Consider the following 18,521-nt stretch of genomic DNA (forward strand, 5'->3'; position numbering starts at 1 on the left):
TTAGTATATTTCTTTGTCTCTTACGCCCTTGCGGTAGCGCACGATGTAGCAGTCTGGGTAGCTCTTAGCAAGTCTCTGCTGCGCCTGGCGTGCCTCACTGAGCGTGCTACACTGCTCGGCCGTGTAGAGGTAGAGCTTGCCACGCTGCTCGCGCTGCACATCCTTTGCGTTGCGAAAGTAAGGGTCACTCGTCTCTATCGGTTGGCGTGAAGAGGCGATCTGTATACGGTAATACTCCTCACTCTCCGAGGAGGTCGTAGCACTACTTTGCTGCGATGTAGACTCTTCGTCAGATGTGGTCTCCTTTTGCCTCTTTTGCTGCTTGGAGCTAGTCGCACGTACATACTTCTTATAGTATCTAGAGAAGCCATCGGCGATACCTTGCGCCAGCTCCTTGCGACCACTCTCACTAGCGAGGTAGTCCGACTCCGCCTTGTTTGTGATGAAGCCTAGCTCTATGAGGATGCTCGGCATAGCCGTCTCTCGTATCACGAGGAAGGGTCCCTGGCGCACACTGCGATTGCCTCGTCCCAGCTTGACAAAGGACTTCTGCACCTCGCTCGCCACATTGATGCTGGCCGCGAGGTGGACGTTTTGCATAAACTCAAAGATGATGTAGCTCTCCGTGCTGTTTGGATCAAAGCCCTCGTAAGTCTCCTTGTAGTCCTTCTCGAGGAGGATTACCTGGTTCTCACGTTTCGACACCTCTAGATTGTCGTTGGCACGGCGCAAACCGAGTACATAGGTCTCCGTGCCTGAGGCTTTGGCGCTCGAGGCCGAGTTCGTATGGATGCTGATGAAGAGGTCGGCCTTCTTCTTATTGGCAAAGTTAGCTCGTTGCTGTAGCCCTACGAAGACATCAGTAGATCGGGTCATATAGACCTTGATCTCGGGGTGCGCCTGCTCAATGTACTTGCGCGTCAAGAGTGCTACCGCCAGATTGATATCCTTCTCCTTACGGCCGAAAGCACAGGCGCCGGCATCATGACCGCCGTGACCAGCATCGATCACGACTGTATACGTTTTTTGCTGCGCTAGCATGTCCAGCGGACAGGCTATCGCAGCTAGCAGTATAGTGAGGAAGACTTTGACTAGAGACTTCATAGGGTAGCTAATAGTACTGAGAGCAAAGGTAAGAAATATAGCGCAAAGCAGCAGAACAATCTCGCCCCCTAGCCCTAAAAACAAAAGAAGCCTCCCAGTAAGAGTTACCGAGAGACCAACTGAAGTGTTGTATCACTATAAAGCACTTGATAAAGTACTATAAAGTTCTTGGGGGGCATCCGTGAGCCGCATGGGGCTCGAACCCATGACCCCAACATTAAAAGTGTTGTGCTCTACCAGCTGAGCTAGCGGCTCGCCCTCATTTTAAGATCGTAGCGTATACGCTCGATCCCCCTTTGGGCTAGAAACGTGGTGCAAAGATACGAAAAATATAGATACTACAAATAATCCGCCTAACCACACTACGCCATAAAACAATCAGGTGATGACGAGTAGATCAGACTACTACGCCATCACCCAACGGTCTAACTATGTGACGCCGACTCGTGTTAATTAACTGGCGGCAACCTGTCTAGCACTCTGCTTGCGTCGCTGATAGCGCTCGCACTGCTGACAAGTGTCGTAGCCGAGCAGGGTGCCAAGGATAAAGTCTTCCTCAGGCGAGAGCATCGTCAAGGACCGCCCTCTCACCATCTCAGAGATAATGGCGATACATAGCTCCTTGCCAAAGAAGAGATTGACACGCGGTGACACACTAGAGATCTCCTCTAGATGGTAAGCTATGCCAGCACGCTCCAAGCGTCTCATCAGGAGAGGTGCTACCTCTCTGCTTACGGTACAGAGAAATAGAGGACGTATCCCTTTCTGAAACTCGTAAACCTTATCACTCAGCATCACCCACTCGGTCGACATACACACTTAACTAACAGAAAAAAAGAATTATGAAGGAGTTTCGCAGATATGCGTTATGCCTTTTTGATAGCTTGTACCCAAGTATCGAGACGATCATCCGTCTCGTCACTCTCGTTGTCTTCGTCTAGACAGCAGCCGACGAGCTGACCGTCCACCTCACAGCGTGTAGCATCGTAGCTATAGCCCTCTGCAGGGATCTGCCCGATGAGCGTAGCTCCAGCAGCAGTGACTTGCTCAGCAATCTCTGCCATAGCATCACAGAAAGTGTCTGAATAGCTGCTTGAGTCGCCACAACCGAAGACGGCAAACTGCTTGCCCGAGAGATCCTGCTTAGCAAGCTTGGGGAGGAAGCCCTCCCAGTCGTCCTGCAGGTCACCATAGCCCCAAGTAGAGGAGCCGAGGATGAGGAGGTCGTACTCCATAGCAGACTCTGGCGTAGCATTAGCTACGTTGTGCACGTCAGCTGCATCAATTCCTAGTAGCTGGGCAACCTTATCTGCGATGCCCTCGACATGGCCCGTAGAGGAGCCGAAATATAGTCCGGTTTTCTTCATTGCTTTGAAACATTATGTTGGTATTTCTGTTTGCAAAGGTAGACGCTATCTCTGCGCCCGTCAATACCTTAACCTAGGTAAAATGAACCTTTCACACGGCTCCCCTACTCCCCCACTCTAGCCACACGACACACCTATGAGCGAGCCATAGCGTGCTAGCAGAGTGCCGCACAGATGCGGTCACACCAAACCAAGCCTTCGTGGGTAAGACGCAAGTGATCATCGGCGGTGTGGGTGAGTAGTCCCTGCTTGATCCACGGGGTGGCACGCTCCATAAGCGAGGCTCCTTGCAGCACGGGCTGACGGAGGTCTATACCACAACTAGTGCGCAGCCCCAGCATGATGCACTCCTCGTATAGCTCAATCTGTGTGAGCCACTCCTCATCAGCTATGGGGAGTGTGTCCTGCTGCAGTCGCTCTATATATAGGTGTATGTCGGAGAGATTCCACCAGCGATGCCCCGCCATGTAGCTATGTGCGCTAGGGCCTAGCCCCAGATAGGGCGTACCGTCCCAATAAGCACTGTTGTGCTGAGAGGCAAAGCCAGGGAGGGCCCAGTTGGACAATTCGTAATGCGTAAAGCCTGCCTCCTGACAAGCTGCTACCAGTGTATAGTACTGCGTCACGTAGGTCTCCTCGCTCGAGGGGATCACCGCTCCGCGCTCCCGCATACGATCCAGCCGTGTGCCACGCTCGTAAGTCAAGCCATAAGCGGAGAGGTGCGTCACGGGCAGTGTCAACGCATGCGCCAAGCTCTCGGACCAGTGCTGCTCATAACCCTTAGGTAGTGCGAAGATCAGATCGATGCTCACATTGCTAATGCCCGCCTGTCGTATATAGCTGATCGCCAGCTCGGCTTGTGTAGCTGAGTGTCGGCGATGTAAGAAGCGTAGCGTCTCATCGCTCCAGCTCTGCACACCTAGGCTGATGCGGTTGAAGCCCAGCTGCGCTACGCCCCTAGCCCACTCAGGCGACACATCTTCGGGGTTTGCCTCGATGGTGATCTCGATCGTTCCATCTAGCGACCACAGCGAGCGGATATGCAGCATCAGTCGCTCTAAGAGCGGGAGCGGGAGGCTACTAGGCGTCCCTCCGCCCAGGTAGATGGTACGAGGAGCTGTAGCCCACTGCTCACGATCGTGGTAGATCGTCAGTTCACGGCAGAGAGCCTCCACGAAGGCACTCTGTAGCGACAAGTCGCTCTGCGAGTAAAAGTCGCAGTAGATGCACCGTGTGGGGCAAAACGGGATGTGCAGGTAGAGCCCCCACATACTACTTCTTTAGCTCATCGGAGTTGTAGTAGAGTGCGCCAGCAGAGAGCTGACCAGTATGTCCGCTGAAGACAGTCGGCTCTATAAAGAACTCGATCAAGACATCCTCTGGCAGGAAGTCTCGCGAGATGGTTGCCGAGCGACCTGAGAGGTTTTGTCCTAGTAGCACCAGTGGGCAGTCGAGATGCGACCCGTAGAGGCGATAGTAGAGATTGAAGGTGTGCCCCGTCGGCTCCTGAAGGTCATAGCCCCACGAGATAGTCAGCAGATCATCTTGATCTACGATCTCCTCAATCTGTGCCATACCAAAGGGGATGCGAGGCTCTGCTCCGAAGGCGGGACGACGTGTCGGCAAGAGGAGCTGATCCTGACGCTCTGCGGGTAGCTGATCGTACATCTGCAAGAACTGCTCAGCTCGGTAGTAGCTCACCCCTGAGAGACCATAATGAGCCACCGTGTCGAGCTGATTGTAGATGTCTTGTAGCTGCCAGCGCGAGTTGTCATAAAGCCGATAGACGCCTAGTCCAGCTACGACTGGTCCGTGAGGAGCGATGCGCTTAGCCCAGTCTGCTATGTAGTAGTTGAAGTGCCCATCCTTGTAATAAATCATCGGCACGATAAAGTCCACGATGCCTCGCTGAAACCATACGAGCGGATCTTGCGACACATCATTCTTGCAGAAGTAGCCCCCAGGAGCTGGCTTGGGTAGCTGCTCATACTTGCCGATGCAAGCTGTAGAGAGTGCCACCTCAGGAGCCACCTCTTGCAGCGTGCGGTGCAGCGTGTCTATCATGGCTGTCACATTCGCCTCGCGCCACTCCATACGGGGGAGTCGATTAGGGTTCATGCGCTGATAGCTCTTGAGGTCGTCAAACTTCTTGGGCCCATCAGGATATCGGATATAGTCTAGGTGTACGCCATCTACATCATAGCGCGTGACTAAATCGCGTACCAGTTGCGCCATGTGGGTACGTACGGCAGGCTGCGCGGGGTCCATAAACCAAGCGTTGCCCTGTCGGAGACACATCTCAGGATGCGCGGCGTAGAAGCCTTTACCCTGCTTAGCCAGCGAGCGCACATGATCATTCGTACCTAGCGGATAGACTACCATCCAGGCATGTACACTCATACCGCGATGATGACACGCATCGATAGCGTACCGAAGGGGATCGTAGCCACTGGGTAGCGCACCCGTCTTGCTGACCGTAGGCGAGAGTGGCTCGAGACTGCTCGGATAGAGCAGATCACCACGCAGACGCACCTGTAGGAAGACCGTATTGATCCCCGCCTGCACAAAAGCATCTAGCATCTTGTCGAGCGACTCCTGCTGCCGTACCATACCAGGGTAAGTATCGGCTGAGACCTTCGGCCAGTCTAGTCCAAAGATCGAGGTAAGCCACACAGCACGCATCTCAGCTCCAGGCAGCTGGGGCACCGAGTAAGCGTCATCACTGATACTGCACTCGGGTAGCTCGACATGCGGCCGCCGTGGTGTAGCCTTACGTGCTCCGCACTGGCTAAAGAGGAATAGCGTCAGCAACAGCAGTGCTGACCGACAAAGGGTGGAGATAAGTCTCTTAGGCATCGCTCTTATATAAATTGATAGACGCCACAAAGATACGAAATCGCAGCGTGAAGCTGACTGTCTCGGCTAGCCCGATGAGTAAGCCACCGTAGGGACACACGAGACGTGTCTAACGAGAGGGCGCTCCTACAAATCACTACTCGTCAAAATAGCTATACGTCTCTCCTCGGTAGGAAATCAAGAATATCCAAGGAGCAAACGAAAATTCTCCACGGAGAGGAGCAATGAAAACTTCGGAAGAATGAAATCAAAGTTCGGAAGAATTTTTTCGTTTCCTCCGTGGAGGATAAACAAACTCTACTGAGGCGTTTCGCATTTTCTCTTCACGCTGCCATAAACGTCCCGAAAAACGACATCCGCATCAAAGGTGGCCTACCCTAGCTTCTTGATTTTGTTTTAATATCGTTGCAATGGTGTCCAAACTCTTTTGGATAGTAGAGTCTTGATCTTTACCCTGTACTAGTCCTTTCCGAATAGCTATAACAGCATTTGTTAAGTCGTCCCGTACGACCAGGGAGCCAAAGAAATAGTCTTCAATCTTCAAGGTTTCATTTATAGAGTATACCTCACTGTGTGATCTGTAAGATCCTGTGAATTCTATTGGCATGCTACGATGACTATTCAGCCAGTCAATAAACTCAGTACTCTTTACCTCCTCTTTCGTCACATAGAATTGTACTACTCCATTATTGCCCCAATTGCTAGATAGCATAAAAAATTTATCCTCACCAGCACCAACCGTAAAGAACTTATCCTTAAGACCGACATAAACATCTCGTATGTACTGAACAAATAGAGAGTCTATAAACGCATCTGAAAACTTCAAATTCACATTACGCGCAGCCTCTTGACCCACATTTGAGACCTTCAGGACTATGTCCCCTTCTTTGTCTGCTAATGAAAAGACCAGTCTTGCCCTATGCTCTTCATTCCACTGTCTTTTCATTTCTGCTAGCTGTCTTTGATTTTGTCTAAGACTCTTCGCTGTATAAAAGATCATGACAAAAGAAGCTATAGTCCCCAAATAACTTGCCCCAAAATACAGCCAATCTACAGGCTTGCCAACAACAGGGTAAGAGCACCTTTCGAGTACTGGGATTGAAACTAAAACGTTAATAACAACAGGAATCAAAATGACCACTAAAACCATCAAACAAATCAACACGATTTTCTTCATAGTATATTTCATCATTTGCATTTTTCGCCTTATCACTCAACTTATTATATAGTACACAAAGATACGGCTTTAGCGTTACTATTGTGAGTGTTGGGGGAATACGTCCAGGGCTGACGCACTGTATATACTGTATATAATGCATTAGCGGGTGAAATGTACGTTGATCCCTGGGCTGACGCATTATAAACACTCTGCTAGGAGCGACACATGAGCGACAAGCAAGGCATAGATGAGGTCACTATATAGTGTGTCACCCCTGCCCTCTAACTTCTAATCTCTAACCTCCAACCCCTATTTACATATCTTTACATGGAAATTCGTCCGACACCCTCCTTTCTCGAATATCCACGTGGGGAATCTCAAATCTCCACGTGGATATTTTTTATTTTCCACGTGGGGGCGTTTTGATTCCTTGTGGTTCCCTGAAAATGGTTGACTTTTTTTTTGTTAAAACGGATGTCGGTTGACATCGTTTTCGTCGTCAAACTAGAATGAGTTGTCTCGACTTTTCAAAGATACTGATTTTAGTTGACTCTGGTAGTTTGGGGTAGTTTTTCGTGGTATACCCCGGGCTTGTTTTTTTTTTCTTATTCAAATCGGATAAACACCCCGTCGGTAATGCAACTGACTAAGCCAAATGCCTGTAGCAGAGCGGAGGGCGTTTGGTGTGTCAGGTGCATTGCCGCTCTTTGTGTTCCGATTGAAAATGAAAAATCCAGTCTCTTCTCTCTTTGCTGAAATAAGTTCTATTTAGTTGGTTACTAGCTCCTTTGACTCTTTGTCTTTTCGAGCTTTCTGAATTGCGTCTTCACGATAGCTGCGCCATCGTTTCTTCAGGGGACCCGTACATTCCCTAGCTTCTTGTGGGGTCATATAGTCGATGCTCATATGGGGGCGAATGGTGTTGTAAGTCTCTATAGCTTTGCTGATTGCGCGATTTGCCTCATCAATGTTACGGAACACTTTGCCCTTTAAGAATTCATTCTTAATGGTGCTGTTCACCCGCTCTGACTGGGAGTTCTCTTTGGGGTCTCCTGACTCCGTCATGCTGATTTGTATTCCTCTTTTATTGAGCATCTTAGTGTACTGCCGACTGGCATATTGAGTGCCTCTGTCGGAGTGGTGGATGAGATCGGAAGCGTCCTTTTGGGGGATCCGCTTGAGGGCTTGCTTTAGTGCCTCGCAGGGATATTCTGAGGCGAGACTGTCCCCTAGACTATAGCCCACAATCTCCTTCGTATAGTTATCCAAAATCAGGGATAAGAAGCAGAACTCAACCCTGTTGTCCCCTCGCTCCAAGGGGATGTAGGTGATGTCGCTGCTCCACACCTGATTTGGACCATCGGGGATAAGGTCCCGAACGAGGTTGGGGTAGGTGGGCTGGTCGTGGTTGGAGTCCGTGGTGCGGGGAGCTTTGTAGCGCCTCGGTATGCGGACGTAGAGCTTGTGCTTGCGTATGTAGCTCACAAACTTATCTCTGCCAACGGGATAGCGGGCTCCCCACTCCCTGCAATACTGCATCCAAAGCGATACGCCTCCAATACCTGGATTGCTTTTACGTGCTTCCACAATATAGCTTATCACTATAAACTCAAGCTCAGATTCTCTCAAGGGCGTGTCGGACTTGAGGTACTTGTAATAGGCTTGTGGACTCTTGTTCAGTGCCTTGCAGACCTGCTTGATTGGATGTTCATATTGATCTTTCACGGCTGTCACAACTAGTGGCCATTTTTTTTTTGCTCATCGATGCTGTACACCTCCAAGCAGGTCTTGAAGACATCTCGCTCTAAGCAGGCTTGGTCAAGAGCTTTTTCGAGCTCCATGATACGTGCTTTCAGAGCGACATAGTCGTCCTTGCTGAGTTCCTCAGAGGGGGTGCATCGTGGGGGTATTCTCTTTTTGTTCATAGCTTTAGCCACTTCAGGGTTTTCTTGCTCAAAGATACGAATCCAATTGCGAATCGTACATGATGTTACCTGATACTGGCTCGCTAGAATCTTGATTGAATAGCCATTTACGTAGTAGCGCTTGAGTGCCTCAAGCCGTTCGGCCGTTGTGGCATGTCCCTTGGTTCGGCGATTTGTTGATCCCTTCGTGGGCTTCGACTTCGTGTCTTTTGTCTGTTTCATTGTACTCATAGTTATATTACTTACGAGTCAACTTTTTTCAGGGTAAGACACCTCCGAAGTTTCATTTGATTCTTCCGAAGTTTCATTTCATTCCTCCGAGGAATTTTTTATTCTCCACGTGGGGATTTCGAAATATCCACGTGGAAATCAGTTTTTCCCGACACGGTGCCGTGTCGATATGTAGTCAGCTCTAAATTATTGTAACAAGCCGGTATCGAATTTACCCAGAGATGGCAGACGCATCATAATCGCTCTGTCAGGGGCTACACATCAGCGACAGACGAGAAGTAGAGAGGTCGATGAGCTCATTATATAGTACGTCAGTCCTAAAGTTGCTCCAAACCATGCTCGTACTTTGCCAAAGAAAACGTACCTTTGGTGGTCTAATCTTAGCGATATATATGTGAGCTTATGCAACGAGTCACACTACCTACTTTACAGAGACTACTTCTGCTCTCTACCATAGCCACCCTATGGGCCTCCCTCCCGCTCTCAGCACAGAGTGTCACAGCGGCTCGGATCAATGAGGTGATGATAGATAATGTAGATAACTACATAGACAGCTACGGGAAGCGTAGCCCGTGGATCGAAATCTACAACTCCTCTGCGGGGTCGATAGACCTAGCGGGCTGCTTCCTGACTGATGATCCGCAAAATCTCAAGAAGTATATGATCCCTAAAGGGGATGTGCTGACAGCTATTAAGCCACGACAGAGCGTTGTCTTCTTTGCTGATGAAATGCCACTGCGAGGCACCTTTCATCTGAACTTTACCCTAGCACCTAATGTCTCTCACTATCTAGCCTTGATTAGCAACGATGGGAGCACCATCATCGATGAGGTAGAGGTGCCAGCAGCGATCCCCGCCAACAACTCTTACGCTCGTATCGATGACGGGGTGCGTACAACTGTAGCTGCCGAGGCATGGCATATCACACAGCACACGACGCCTGGATCAAACAATGTGGTCAAGGACAAAAACGAGAAGATAGACCGCCTACAAGAGGCTGATCCCAACGGCTTTGTGATGACTGTCACCGCTATGCTGGTAGTCTTCTTAGGCTTACTGATCCTCTTCTTGGCCTATAAGCTAGTCGGAATCGTAGCCATGCGTATCGAAGCGCGTCAAGAGAGTCTACACAATCGACCACATCAAGAGCCTACGGTAGCAACTAGCACGACCGAAGATCCGCTCGTGGCTGTCGCTATCTCACTGGCTCTGACGAGCGAGCTCGAGATGGGCGGTGGCGAGGCTCCTGGACGGCTGACAATACGTCCCCGCACGCTGCCTTACACCCCGTGGAGTGATAAGACACAGATGATGAGGCCTACGGTGGACTGTAAGCGACTGAAAGCGTAACATTAGACCTAAGCGATTAACAAGATAGCCTTATGAACTTCTGGAACTTCCTTGTTGAAAATATAGAGATCTTCTCTACTTACACCGGCTTTGCCAATGTGACGACGGGTCACGTGATCATGATATTGGTCGGTGCTCTATTTATCTTCCTAGGCATACGCTTTAGGTTCGAGCCACTGCTCTTGATCCCCATTGGCTTTGGTATGCTGATCGGCAATATCCCCTTTAAGGATGCAGGCTTGCAGATCGGCATTTATGAGGAGGGCTCTGTCCTCAACATCCTCTACCAAGGGGTGAGACAGGGGTGGTACCCGCCACTGATCTTCCTCGGCATCGGGGCGATGACGGACTTCTCGGCGCTGATCTCTAATCCTAAACTGATGCTGGTCGGCGCAGCTGCGCAGTTTGGCATCTTTGGTGCCTATATGATCGCCTTGCAGCTGGGATTCGAGCCAAATGCTGCGGGTGCTATCGGTATCATCGGAGGTGCTGATGGCCCAACGGCTATCTTCCTCTCGTCGAAGCTAGCTCCCGATCTACTCGGCGCTATCGCAGTCTCGGCCTACTCCTACATGGCTCTGGTGCCGATCATACAGCCGCCCTTCATGCGTCTGCTGACTACTAATAAGGAGCGACGCATCAGAATGAAGGCGCCCCGCAAGGTGTCTCGTGTAGAGCGTATCCTCTTCCCTATCTTCGGACTTCTCTTGACGGGATTCCTCGTGCCCTCTGGTCTACCTCTACTGGGAATGCTTTTCTTCGGCAACATCCTCAAGGAGAGTGGCGTGTGCGACCGTCTAGCTCGTACAGCTCGTGAGCCGCTCATCGACATCGTCACGATCCTCCTCGGTGTGACGGTAGGAGCCTCGACGCAGGCCACGCACTTCCTTACGCTCGACTCGGTGAAGATCTTTATGCTCGGTGCGCTCTCCTTTATCATAGCCACCTGCTCGGGGGTACTCTTTGTCAAATTGATGAACCTCTTCCTCAAGGAGGGCAACAAGATCAATCCGCTGATCGGCAATGCGGGTGTATCGGCTGTTCCTGACTCGGCTCGTATCTCGCAGATCGAGGGCGTCAAGTACGACCGAACGAACTACCTGCTGATGCATGCGATGGGTCCTAACGTGGCAGGCGTCATCGGCTCAGCCGTAGCTGCGGGTGTCCTCCTCGGCTTCCTCTCCTAAAGCTCTAACAAGCACCCCGCTGAGACACAAAGTCTCTAGAGGGTTATTTTGTACCTTTGCGAGCAAAGGTGTGCCAATAGGTCTGCGAGGTAGATTGTGGTACGCTTTTTGAGAGATGAACTAGAAAGAACTCTATTGATGAATAAGCATATTAAAAACCCTCTGGGTACTCCCACACCTAACCCGCAGGGATCGGACCCACGACGTGGCAAGCGTCGCTTTAATCCGATGTGGCTCTACCTGTCGGCCATACTGATCTTGGGGATGCTCTTCTTCCTGCCGTCTGAGCAACCTACTAATAATAAGGAGGTAGACTGGACGGAGTTTCAGCAATTGCTCCGCAAGGAGGTCGCCACCAAGGTGGAGGTCAACCGCACCAAGGGTGTCGCTGTCGCTACGCTCAATCCTAAGAAGGTGAGCATGGTCTACAGCGAGCAGGAGCTACAGAATCTAGAGCAGCGGAGCTTCCCTTTTAGTATTACTAAAGCTCAGTATCAGGTCAAGTGTACCCTGCCGTCGGTAGATCGCTTTGACGAGTTTGTCCAAAGGGAGGAGGTCACCATAGATGTCAAGTATAAGACCGACGGCATGAACTTTTGGCTCATGCTAGCCAACTGGGCTCCGTTGATTCTGCTTCTTGTCTTCTGGATATGGATCTTCCGGCGTATGAGCGCTGGTCCTGATGGTAAGAATGGTGGCCCTGGCGGAGTCTTTAACGTGGGCAAGTCCAAGGCTAAGCTTTATGACAAGAATGAGTCGCACGTCACCTTTGACGATGTGGCAGGACTCCACGAAGCTAAGCAAGAGCTACAGGAGATTGTCGAGTTCCTCAAGAACCCAGACAAGTACACCAAGCTGGGCGGTAAAATTCCCAAGGGTGCACTCCTCGTGGGTCCTCCAGGCACTGGTAAGACGCTCTTTGCGAAGGCGGTCGCTGGCGAGGCACACGTGCCTTTCTTCTCGATCTCAGGATCAGACTTCGTGGAGATGTTCGTCGGTGTAGGAGCTTCACGCGTCCGTGACCTCTTCAAGCAAGCTAAGGAGAAGTCGCCCTGTATCATCTTCATCGACGAGATCGATGCTGTGGGGCGTGCACGAAGCAAGAACGCTGGCTTCAGCAGTAATGACGAGCGGGAGAACACGCTCAATCAGCTCCTCACCGAGATGGACGGCTTCGACGGCAATAGCGGCGTGATCATCCTCGCAGCGACTAACCGTGTGGACATCCTCGACAAGGCACTCCTACGTGCCGGTCGCTTCGACCGTCAGATCTACGTAGACCTACCCGACCTGAACGACCGCAAGGAGATCTTCCTCGTACACATGAAGGGGCTCAAACTAGGCCCAGACGTATCGGTGGATCAGCTGGCACGACAGACGCCAGGATTCTCGGGAGCAGACATAGCAAACGTCTGCAACGAGGCAGCACTCATAGCGGCCCGCCACGACAAGCAGGCGATCGAAAAGCAAGACTTCATGGATGCCGTGGATCGTATCATCGGAGGTCTGGAGAAGAAGAACAAGATCATCACCGAGGACGAGCGTCGCAGCATAGCCATCCACGAGGCGGGTCACGCCACCATCAGCTGGATGACGGAGTATGGCAACCCCCTAGTCAAGGTCACCATCGTGCCTCGTGGCAAGGCTCTTGGTGCCGCTTGGTATATGCCAGAGGAGCGACAGATCACCCACACGCAGGTACTCCTCGACGAGCTCTGCTCGCTGCTGGGCGGTCGTGCTGCTGAGGAGCTATTCCTCAATCGCATCTCAACAGGTGCCGCCAACGACCTAGAGCGTGTCACCAAGCTCGCTTACGCCATGATCACCTACTATGGTATGAGTGACAAGCTTCCCAACCTCAACTATGCTGACTCGCAGAGCGACGGCTATACCTTCCAAAAGCCGTACAGTGAGGAGACGGCAGTCATCATCGATCAGGAGGTTTCCAAGCTCATTGCCACACAGTATGCCCGTGCCAAGGAGATCCTGACACAGTATGCCGAGCAGCATCACCAGCTAGCGCAACTACTCCTAGAGCGTGAGGTAATCTACACGGAAGATGTGGAGACGATCCTCGGCAAGCGTCAGTGGATCTCTCGCTCGGATGAGCTGGATGCGCTCAACGAGGCTGCGCGCGCCAAGCGACTCGCTAGTGCCACTCCCCCGCCCTATATTAAAAAGGAGGAGGATCAGCCTACGCCCACATCCTCAGAAGAGAAAGAGGAGGAGGATCAGCCTACCCCCGCTCCCTCAGATGAAAAAAAGGATGAGGAGCCTACAGATCACGAATAGTCCTATCTAGAAGTCGGACAGAGATACTCACTCGCTGAGCATCTCTGTCCGACTAACTTATTAAGCTCTACCTAACACACGACAACCACTGAATACAACGCTACCATGTCGACCTTTACCACTCGCCTTATCTCGGGCACTGTCTACGTAGCACTCATCGTGCTAGTCCTATTACTCTCCATGGTGTGGGGATTGTGGCTCTTGCTCTCCGTCTTTGCCGTGGCAGGGATCATCGAGTTCAACAGACTCACCGGCGTCAACCGCCCCTACATCTTCCGCATCGTACTCGACTGCGCAGCCGCCGTCTGGCTCCTCTATGCCACGGCGCAGTATGGCATGGCAATCAGTCACGGCATAGGCATCTTCCTCCCTTACCTGCTCTACCTGCTCTATGTGGTCTGTCGCTCCACATTTCTTCCACATCAGGCTATGCTCCCGAGCCTCGGCAACAGTGTCATAGGCCAGCTCTACATAGCCGTCCCCCTTGCGCTGACCATCAGACTAACGCTTGTGGTCGACCCTTTCACCTCCATGACGCAGTACAACGGGCTGCTCCTCCTCGCCATCTTCATCTTTATATGGGTCAATGACACGGGCGCATACCTCGTCGGCTCACGTTGGGGCAAAAGGAGACTGGCTCCCAACATCTCACCAAAGAAAAGCGTCGAAGGCTCCATCGGAGGTCTCCTCCTCGTCCTCCTCTCAGCAGTCGTCTTGCGTCTGCTTTTATTCCCAGAGCTAAGCTGGCTGAGCATCTTGCTCATCGCTGCAGTGGTCGCCATCTTTGGTACCATTGGCGACCTCTTCGAGAGCAGTCTCAAGCGTCAGGCTGGCGTCAAGGATTCGGGCAAGCTCATCCCAGGTCACGGAGGCATACTCGACCGCATAGACAGCCTGCTCCTAGCGGTGCCAGCCGTCTACCTGCTCCTAGCCTTCCTCGATCTATACTAAAGCTGTGAAAGTGCCCCGATCACTACGCTCCATACTAGCCGACAGCGGTCTACTCCTCTCTGTCAGCGTCGGGGTACAGCTGATAGCCCTACTTCTCTTACCGTGGGTCAGTAGACTATACACACCAGACACGCTAGGCGACCTAGCACTCATCCTCTCCATCGCCACGCTACTCAGCATCGCCGTGGGGGGACGCTACGATCAGGCTATCGTCGTTTGCCAAGAGCCCTTAGAGCGAAGCCACTTGCTACGCCTCACCCTTTGGATTACAGCTCTAGTGACGCTCGCTCTACTCGCCCTCACCCTAGCCTTCGAGCCATGGATCGGCACCACCCGCTACGCTACCCTGCAGGGCAAGCTCTGGCTCATTCCACCCGTCGTCTGCACCTTGGGACTGTGCGCTACACTCAGCAACTACGCGCTAAGCCTAGGTCACTTCAAGCGCATCGCCACCAGCAAAGCAGTGCAGGGACTGGGCAATAATGGACTCAAAGTGGGCTTCGGACTCCTTTCTCCCTCCGTCTGGAGCTTGTGGGGCGCCCAAATAGCCTCGACATTGCTCGCGATCATTCCACTCCTGCGACCCCTCAAACACAGCAGACAAACCAAGACCCCAAGCAGTCATAGAGAGCTCGGGCAAGTGGCTCGAAAGTACAGAGCCTTCCCCCTCTTTAGCCTTCCTCAGGCAGCCATCACCACCCTCCTCGGGTCAATCCTGATCCTCATGCTACCGCTAGGCTACACCACCGTCGAGATAGGACTAGTCACTATGGCAACTATGCTGGCACGCCGTCCCATACAGCTCATCGCAGATAGCGTCAGTCAGGTCTACTTCAACCGTCTCTCCGTAGCACACCATGCGCAGGCACCCTGGCGACCGCTCGTCCGCCCGCTGCTCATGCTAACGCTCGTGGCAGGCATCCCCACGCTCCTACTCCTTTGGTGGGCTATGCCTTATCTAGTTCGCTGGTTTTTAGCTCCCGAGTACGCAGCCTGCACAGAGATCATACGCGCTATGCTCGTTTACCTGCTCGTCTTCTTCTTCACCTCCATCATCAACGTCATCCCCGACATCATCGGGCGGCAAAGAGCGCACCTACAGATCCAACTGCTCAACCTCTTCCTGCAGGTTGCCCTCCTGGTGCTACTTATCTACGTCTTGCGCGCACCCTTCGCCGAGACCGTCTCCACTTACTACCTAGTCATCGCACTCTACCACCTACTCTACGGGGGCTGGCTCCTCTACCTCTTGCGCCGACACGACCAGCAGCTGCAGCAGAGCAACGGCTAGCGAACGAAATCATAACCCAATACTCCTACTAAGGGCGGACAGATGTGTCCGCCCTTTTTCGTTAGTCGACCTATCGTCCGTACCAGTCGCAAATTCCCCCATATCTGCGAACGGCTCAATCTGCGTTTAAGCTTGGTTCCAACTGATGGAACTGTAGTGCCAACACCCGTTGGCACTGGAGTTTCTTACCTATGAAACTGGAGTTTCCTCCGAGGGAACCATTGATCACTAAGGAGAGTTCGCCTCTTTTAGCCTTCTTATTTTGACTTTATAGAGCGACTAAAGTGCGCTCGCCTTACTGCTTCGCTTTACTGCTAAGCACTTTTTGTCTATCTTTGTAGAGGATACAATGAGATAAGACCATTATGGCTCAATACAAACGAGTACTACTCAAGCTCAGCGGCGAGTCGCTCGCAGCGGGCTCTAAGCAAGGCATCGACACGACACGGCTCCACGACTACGCCTCGCAGATCATCGAGATCAGCGATATGGGCGTCGAGGTGGCTATCGTCGTGGGCGGTGGCAACATATTCCGAGGCATGGCAGGCTCTGCCGAAGGGCTGGACCGTGTATCGGGCGACCGTATGGGCATGCTCGCCACGGTCATCAATGCGCTCGCCATCAGTGCAGCGATCAATGCGCAGTGCCCCTCTATACAAGGCACCCCTCGGGCGGTCGTCATGACCAGTACACCGATGGAGCCTTACGCGCGCTACTACGATGCGCTCACGGCTCGCCAACTGCTGGCGCAGGGGCATATCGTCTTCATCGCTGGCGGCACGGGCAATCCGTTCTTTACCACAGACTCTGCCTCAGCACTCCGTGGCATAGAGCTACAAGCTGACATCATGCTCAAGGGCACCCGAGTCGACGGCATCTACACAGCCGATCCTGAGCGCGACCCCTCAGCGACCAAGCTCTCTCGTCTCACCTACCAAGAGGTATACGACCGTGGGCTCAGGATTATGGATCTGACTGCTATGACACTTTGTCAGGAGAACCACCTGCCAATCATCGTCTTTGACATGGATACGACGGGCAATCTGGCTCGTGTGATGCGTGGCGAGGAGATAGGGTCCATCGTTTCCTAATCAATAACCTAGAAACCAATCACAACGAAATATGAGTACAAGCCAATTTACCAAACCTGCTGAGCAGTCTATGCTCAAAGCTGTCGAATTTCTTCAGGACAAGCTAGACCGCATACGTGCGGGCAAGGCCAATCCTGTCCTACTAGACGACATTACCGTCGAGGCTTACGGGGCACCGATGCCTCTCAACCAGGTTGCGACAGTGACTGTACCCGATGCACGTACGCTCACTATCACACCGTGGGACAAGAAGCTCATCAAAGACATCGAGAAGGGTATCCTCGACTCCAACCTAGGTATCACACCGACGAACAATGGCGAGATGATCCGCATCGCTATGCCGCCCCTCACCGAGGAGCGTCGTAAGGAGCTGGTCAAGCAGTGCAAGGCTGAGAGCGAGGAGGCTAAGATCAGCATCCGCAACGCACGCCGTGACGCTATCGACGCTGCAAAGAAAGCGGTCAAAGCTGAGGACCTACCAGAGGATACGATCAAGCAAACGGAGAATGACGCTCAGAAGCTCCACGATAAGTACATCGGTCGCGTCGAGGAGGCTCTAGCAGCTAAGGAGAAAGAGATCATGACGATCTAACCTCCCTACCCCTCCCTATCACATTTCACCCTTATGCAAGTCACACCTACAGCCTGAGACGGCAGGCAGAGCGGAGAGACTAGTTTCCGCATCGGCTGCCCCCTTCCCCCTCTCAAGCTGTGGGCTGTGGCTTTGCTCACATTTTCCCCATTTCCCCCTACCCTATGCGAGGCAGAGTCATCAAGGTCATCGGCAATAACTGTGCAGTGCACGTGCCCGAAGAGGATCGGGTCTACGCCTGCCTGATCAAAGGGCGGGTGCGCATACAGGGCATTCGTAGCACCAACCCCGTAGTGGTCGGTGACTGGGTGCACTTCACGCCAGATCCACAGCAGGAGGTCTCCTATATAGAGTCTCTCGAGCCACGACGCAACTACATCATACGGCGCGCCACCAACCTCTCTAAAGAGTCGCACATCCTGGCGACAAACATTGACCTAGCCCTCCTGATGGTCACCATTGCTCGCCCTCGCACTTCCTACACATTCATCGATCGCTTCCTCGCCACGGCAGAGGCGTACCGCATCCCCACCGAGATCCTCATCAACAAGGTCGACGACCTCAAGCCCGACGAGGAGGAGGTGATGAGCGAATTGACCGAAATCTACACCCCGCTGGGCTATCCCTGCCACCCCATATCGGCACTGCAACATCAAGGCACCGACGCGCTCATGTCCCTGCTCGATGGCAAATGCACGCTCATCGCGGGGCACTCTGGAACGGGCAAGTCGACCCTACTCAACAGTTTGATCCCCGACCTAGACCTAGCCACGCAGGCTATCTCTTCGCTCTATGAGACGGGGCAGCACACGACTACTTACTCGGAGATGTATCAGCTACCGGCTCCGCACTCGGGCTGGATCATCGATACGCCCGGGATCAAAGCTTTTGGCACGCTAGAGATGAGCGAAGAGGACACGAGCCACTTCTTTCGTGAGTTCTTCGCCTATTCGAGCGACTGCCGCTTTGCCAATTGCACACACCTCCACGAGCCAGGCTGCGCTGTTCTCAAGGCGCTTGAAGAGGGACGCATTGCCCCCTCGCGCTACAAGAGCTATCTGAGCATCCTCCAGGACGAGCACAGCGGCCCCTACCGACCCGAGCAGTAAGCCCACAACGCATACA

General features: G+C 52.6%; 16 protein-coding genes and 1 tRNA gene. 8 read left to right on the plus strand and 9 right to left on the minus strand.

The window, feature by feature from the left end:
* The 9 genes from Q2J34_RS00815 to Q2J34_RS00855 form a co-directional block, all read right to left on the minus strand.
* Entirely contained in the window at nt 1-1,104 is a 1,104-nt protein-coding gene (locus Q2J34_RS00815) for an N-acetylmuramoyl-L-alanine amidase family protein (protein WP_300969027.1), read from the minus strand.
* Nucleotides 1,105-1,286: 182 nt separating this feature from the next.
* Nucleotides 1,287-1,359: transfer RNA gene (locus Q2J34_RS00820), tRNA-Lys, on the minus strand.
* 198 nt (nt 1,360-1,557) lie between these two features.
* Nucleotides 1,558-1,917 carry a DUF2023 family protein gene (locus tag Q2J34_RS00825; protein WP_298889422.1) on the minus strand — a complete coding sequence of 120 codons (360 nt, stop codon included), beginning with the start codon at nt 1,915-1,917 and terminating at the stop codon, nt 1,558-1,560.
* A 53-nt stretch (nt 1,918-1,970) separates the two neighbouring features.
* Nucleotides 1,971-2,471 carry a flavodoxin gene (locus Q2J34_RS00830; protein ID WP_298889424.1) on the minus strand — a complete coding sequence of 167 codons (501 nt, stop codon included), beginning with the start codon at nt 2,469-2,471 and terminating at the stop codon, nt 1,971-1,973.
* 155 nt (nt 2,472-2,626) lie between these two features.
* Nucleotides 2,627-3,742 carry a radical SAM family heme chaperone HemW gene (hemW, locus tag Q2J34_RS00835; RefSeq protein ID WP_300969028.1) on the minus strand — a complete coding sequence of 372 codons (1,116 nt, stop codon included), beginning with the start codon at nt 3,740-3,742 and terminating at the stop codon, nt 2,627-2,629.
* A gap of 1 nt (nt 3,743) precedes the next feature.
* Complete coding sequence (locus tag Q2J34_RS00840; protein ID WP_300969029.1) at nt 3,744-5,327, minus strand: glycoside hydrolase family 10-like protein; 1,584 nt, start codon at nt 5,325-5,327, stop codon at nt 3,744-3,746.
* Nucleotides 5,328-5,688: 361 nt separating this feature from the next.
* Nucleotides 5,689-6,504 (minus strand): hypothetical protein, encoded by an 816-nt coding sequence (locus tag Q2J34_RS00845; RefSeq protein ID WP_300969030.1) that lies wholly within the window; start codon nt 6,502-6,504, stop codon nt 5,689-5,691.
* A 750-nt stretch (nt 6,505-7,254) separates the two neighbouring features.
* The gene (locus Q2J34_RS00850) at nt 7,255-8,220 is read right to left on the minus strand and encodes an IS3 family transposase (RefSeq protein WP_300969031.1); all 966 of its coding nucleotides are present in this window, start codon (nt 8,218-8,220) and stop codon (nt 7,255-7,257) included.
* 2 nt (nt 8,221-8,222) lie between these two features.
* Nucleotides 8,223-8,642, minus strand: coding sequence for a helix-turn-helix domain-containing protein (locus tag Q2J34_RS00855; protein WP_300969032.1), 420 nt, complete (start codon nt 8,640-8,642; stop codon nt 8,223-8,225).
* Between the two features lie 402 nt (nt 8,643-9,044).
* Here Q2J34_RS00855 and Q2J34_RS00860 point away from each other — a divergent pair, with 402 nt between their 5' ends.
* The 8 genes from Q2J34_RS00860 to rsgA all read left to right on the plus strand — a co-directional run bounded on the left by Q2J34_RS00860 (nt 9,045) and on the right by rsgA (nt 18,505).
* On the plus strand, nt 9,045-9,992 hold the full coding sequence (locus Q2J34_RS00860) for an OadG family transporter subunit (RefSeq protein WP_300969033.1): 948 nt from the start codon (nt 9,045-9,047) through the stop codon (nt 9,990-9,992).
* Between the two features lie 32 nt (nt 9,993-10,024).
* Nucleotides 10,025-11,179 carry a sodium ion-translocating decarboxylase subunit beta gene (locus tag Q2J34_RS00865; protein WP_298889432.1) on the plus strand — a complete coding sequence of 385 codons (1,155 nt, stop codon included), beginning with the start codon at nt 10,025-10,027 and terminating at the stop codon, nt 11,177-11,179.
* Nucleotides 11,180-11,317: 138 nt separating this feature from the next.
* Complete coding sequence (gene ftsH / locus Q2J34_RS00870) at nt 11,318-13,471, plus strand: ATP-dependent zinc metalloprotease FtsH (RefSeq protein WP_298889434.1); 2,154 nt, start codon at nt 11,318-11,320, stop codon at nt 13,469-13,471.
* Nucleotides 13,472-13,576: 105 nt separating this feature from the next.
* Nucleotides 13,577-14,422: a phosphatidate cytidylyltransferase gene (locus tag Q2J34_RS00875; protein ID WP_298889436.1), complete on the plus strand. Its 846-nt coding sequence runs from the start codon at nt 13,577-13,579 to the stop codon at nt 14,420-14,422.
* Between the two features lie 4 nt (nt 14,423-14,426).
* Complete coding sequence (locus Q2J34_RS00880) at nt 14,427-15,713, plus strand: lipopolysaccharide biosynthesis protein (protein WP_300969034.1); 1,287 nt, start codon at nt 14,427-14,429, stop codon at nt 15,711-15,713.
* A gap of 365 nt (nt 15,714-16,078) precedes the next feature.
* The gene (pyrH, locus tag Q2J34_RS00885; RefSeq protein ID WP_298889441.1) at nt 16,079-16,804 is read left to right on the plus strand and encodes a UMP kinase; all 726 of its coding nucleotides are present in this window, start codon (nt 16,079-16,081) and stop codon (nt 16,802-16,804) included.
* 31 nt (nt 16,805-16,835) lie between these two features.
* Complete coding sequence (frr, locus tag Q2J34_RS00890; RefSeq protein WP_300969035.1) at nt 16,836-17,396, plus strand: ribosome recycling factor; 561 nt, start codon at nt 16,836-16,838, stop codon at nt 17,394-17,396.
* Nucleotides 17,397-17,560: 164 nt separating this feature from the next.
* Entirely contained in the window at nt 17,561-18,505 is a 945-nt protein-coding gene (rsgA, locus tag Q2J34_RS00895) for a ribosome small subunit-dependent GTPase A (protein WP_300969036.1), read from the plus strand.
* Nucleotides 18,506-18,521: the final 16 nt, after the last annotated feature.

Origin of the sequence: Porphyromonas vaginalis, from assembly GCF_958301595.1 — a bacterium.
Lineage (GTDB): Bacteria > Bacteroidota > Bacteroidia > Bacteroidales > Porphyromonadaceae > Porphyromonas > Porphyromonas vaginalis.

What these genes read in the sequence shown, in the direction of transcription:
- Q2J34_RS00815 (WP_300969027.1), bottom strand. Translation starts at nt 1,104, where the DNA reads ATGAAGTCTCTAGTCAAAGTCTTCCTCACTATACTGCTAGCTGCGATA.
- Q2J34_RS00825 (WP_298889422.1), bottom strand. Translation starts at nt 1,917, where the DNA reads ATGTCGACCGAGTGGGTGATGCTGAGTGATAAGGTTTACGAGTTTCAG.
- Q2J34_RS00830 (WP_298889424.1), bottom strand. Translation starts at nt 2,471, where the DNA reads ATGAAGAAAACCGGACTATATTTCGGCTCCTCTACGGGCCATGTCGAG.
- hemW (WP_300969028.1), bottom strand. Translation starts at nt 3,742, where the DNA reads ATGTGGGGGCTCTACCTGCACATCCCGTTTTGCCCCACACGGTGCATC.
- Q2J34_RS00840 (WP_300969029.1), bottom strand. Translation starts at nt 5,327, where the DNA reads ATGCCTAAGAGACTTATCTCCACCCTTTGTCGGTCAGCACTGCTGTTG.
- Q2J34_RS00845 (WP_300969030.1), bottom strand. Translation starts at nt 6,504, where the DNA reads ATGAAGAAAATCGTGTTGATTTGTTTGATGGTTTTAGTGGTCATTTTG.
- Q2J34_RS00855 (WP_300969032.1), bottom strand. Translation starts at nt 8,642, where the DNA reads ATGAGTACAATGAAACAGACAAAAGACACGAAGTCGAAGCCCACGAAG.
- Q2J34_RS00860 (WP_300969033.1), top strand. Translation starts at nt 9,045, where the DNA reads ATGCAACGAGTCACACTACCTACTTTACAGAGACTACTTCTGCTCTCT.
- Q2J34_RS00865 (WP_298889432.1), top strand. Translation starts at nt 10,025, where the DNA reads ATGAACTTCTGGAACTTCCTTGTTGAAAATATAGAGATCTTCTCTACT.
- ftsH (WP_298889434.1), top strand. Translation starts at nt 11,318, where the DNA reads ATGAATAAGCATATTAAAAACCCTCTGGGTACTCCCACACCTAACCCG.
- Q2J34_RS00875 (WP_298889436.1), top strand. Translation starts at nt 13,577, where the DNA reads ATGTCGACCTTTACCACTCGCCTTATCTCGGGCACTGTCTACGTAGCA.
- pyrH (WP_298889441.1), top strand. Translation starts at nt 16,079, where the DNA reads ATGGCTCAATACAAACGAGTACTACTCAAGCTCAGCGGCGAGTCGCTC.
- frr (WP_300969035.1), top strand. Translation starts at nt 16,836, where the DNA reads ATGAGTACAAGCCAATTTACCAAACCTGCTGAGCAGTCTATGCTCAAA.
- rsgA (WP_300969036.1), top strand. Translation starts at nt 17,561, where the DNA reads ATGCGAGGCAGAGTCATCAAGGTCATCGGCAATAACTGTGCAGTGCAC.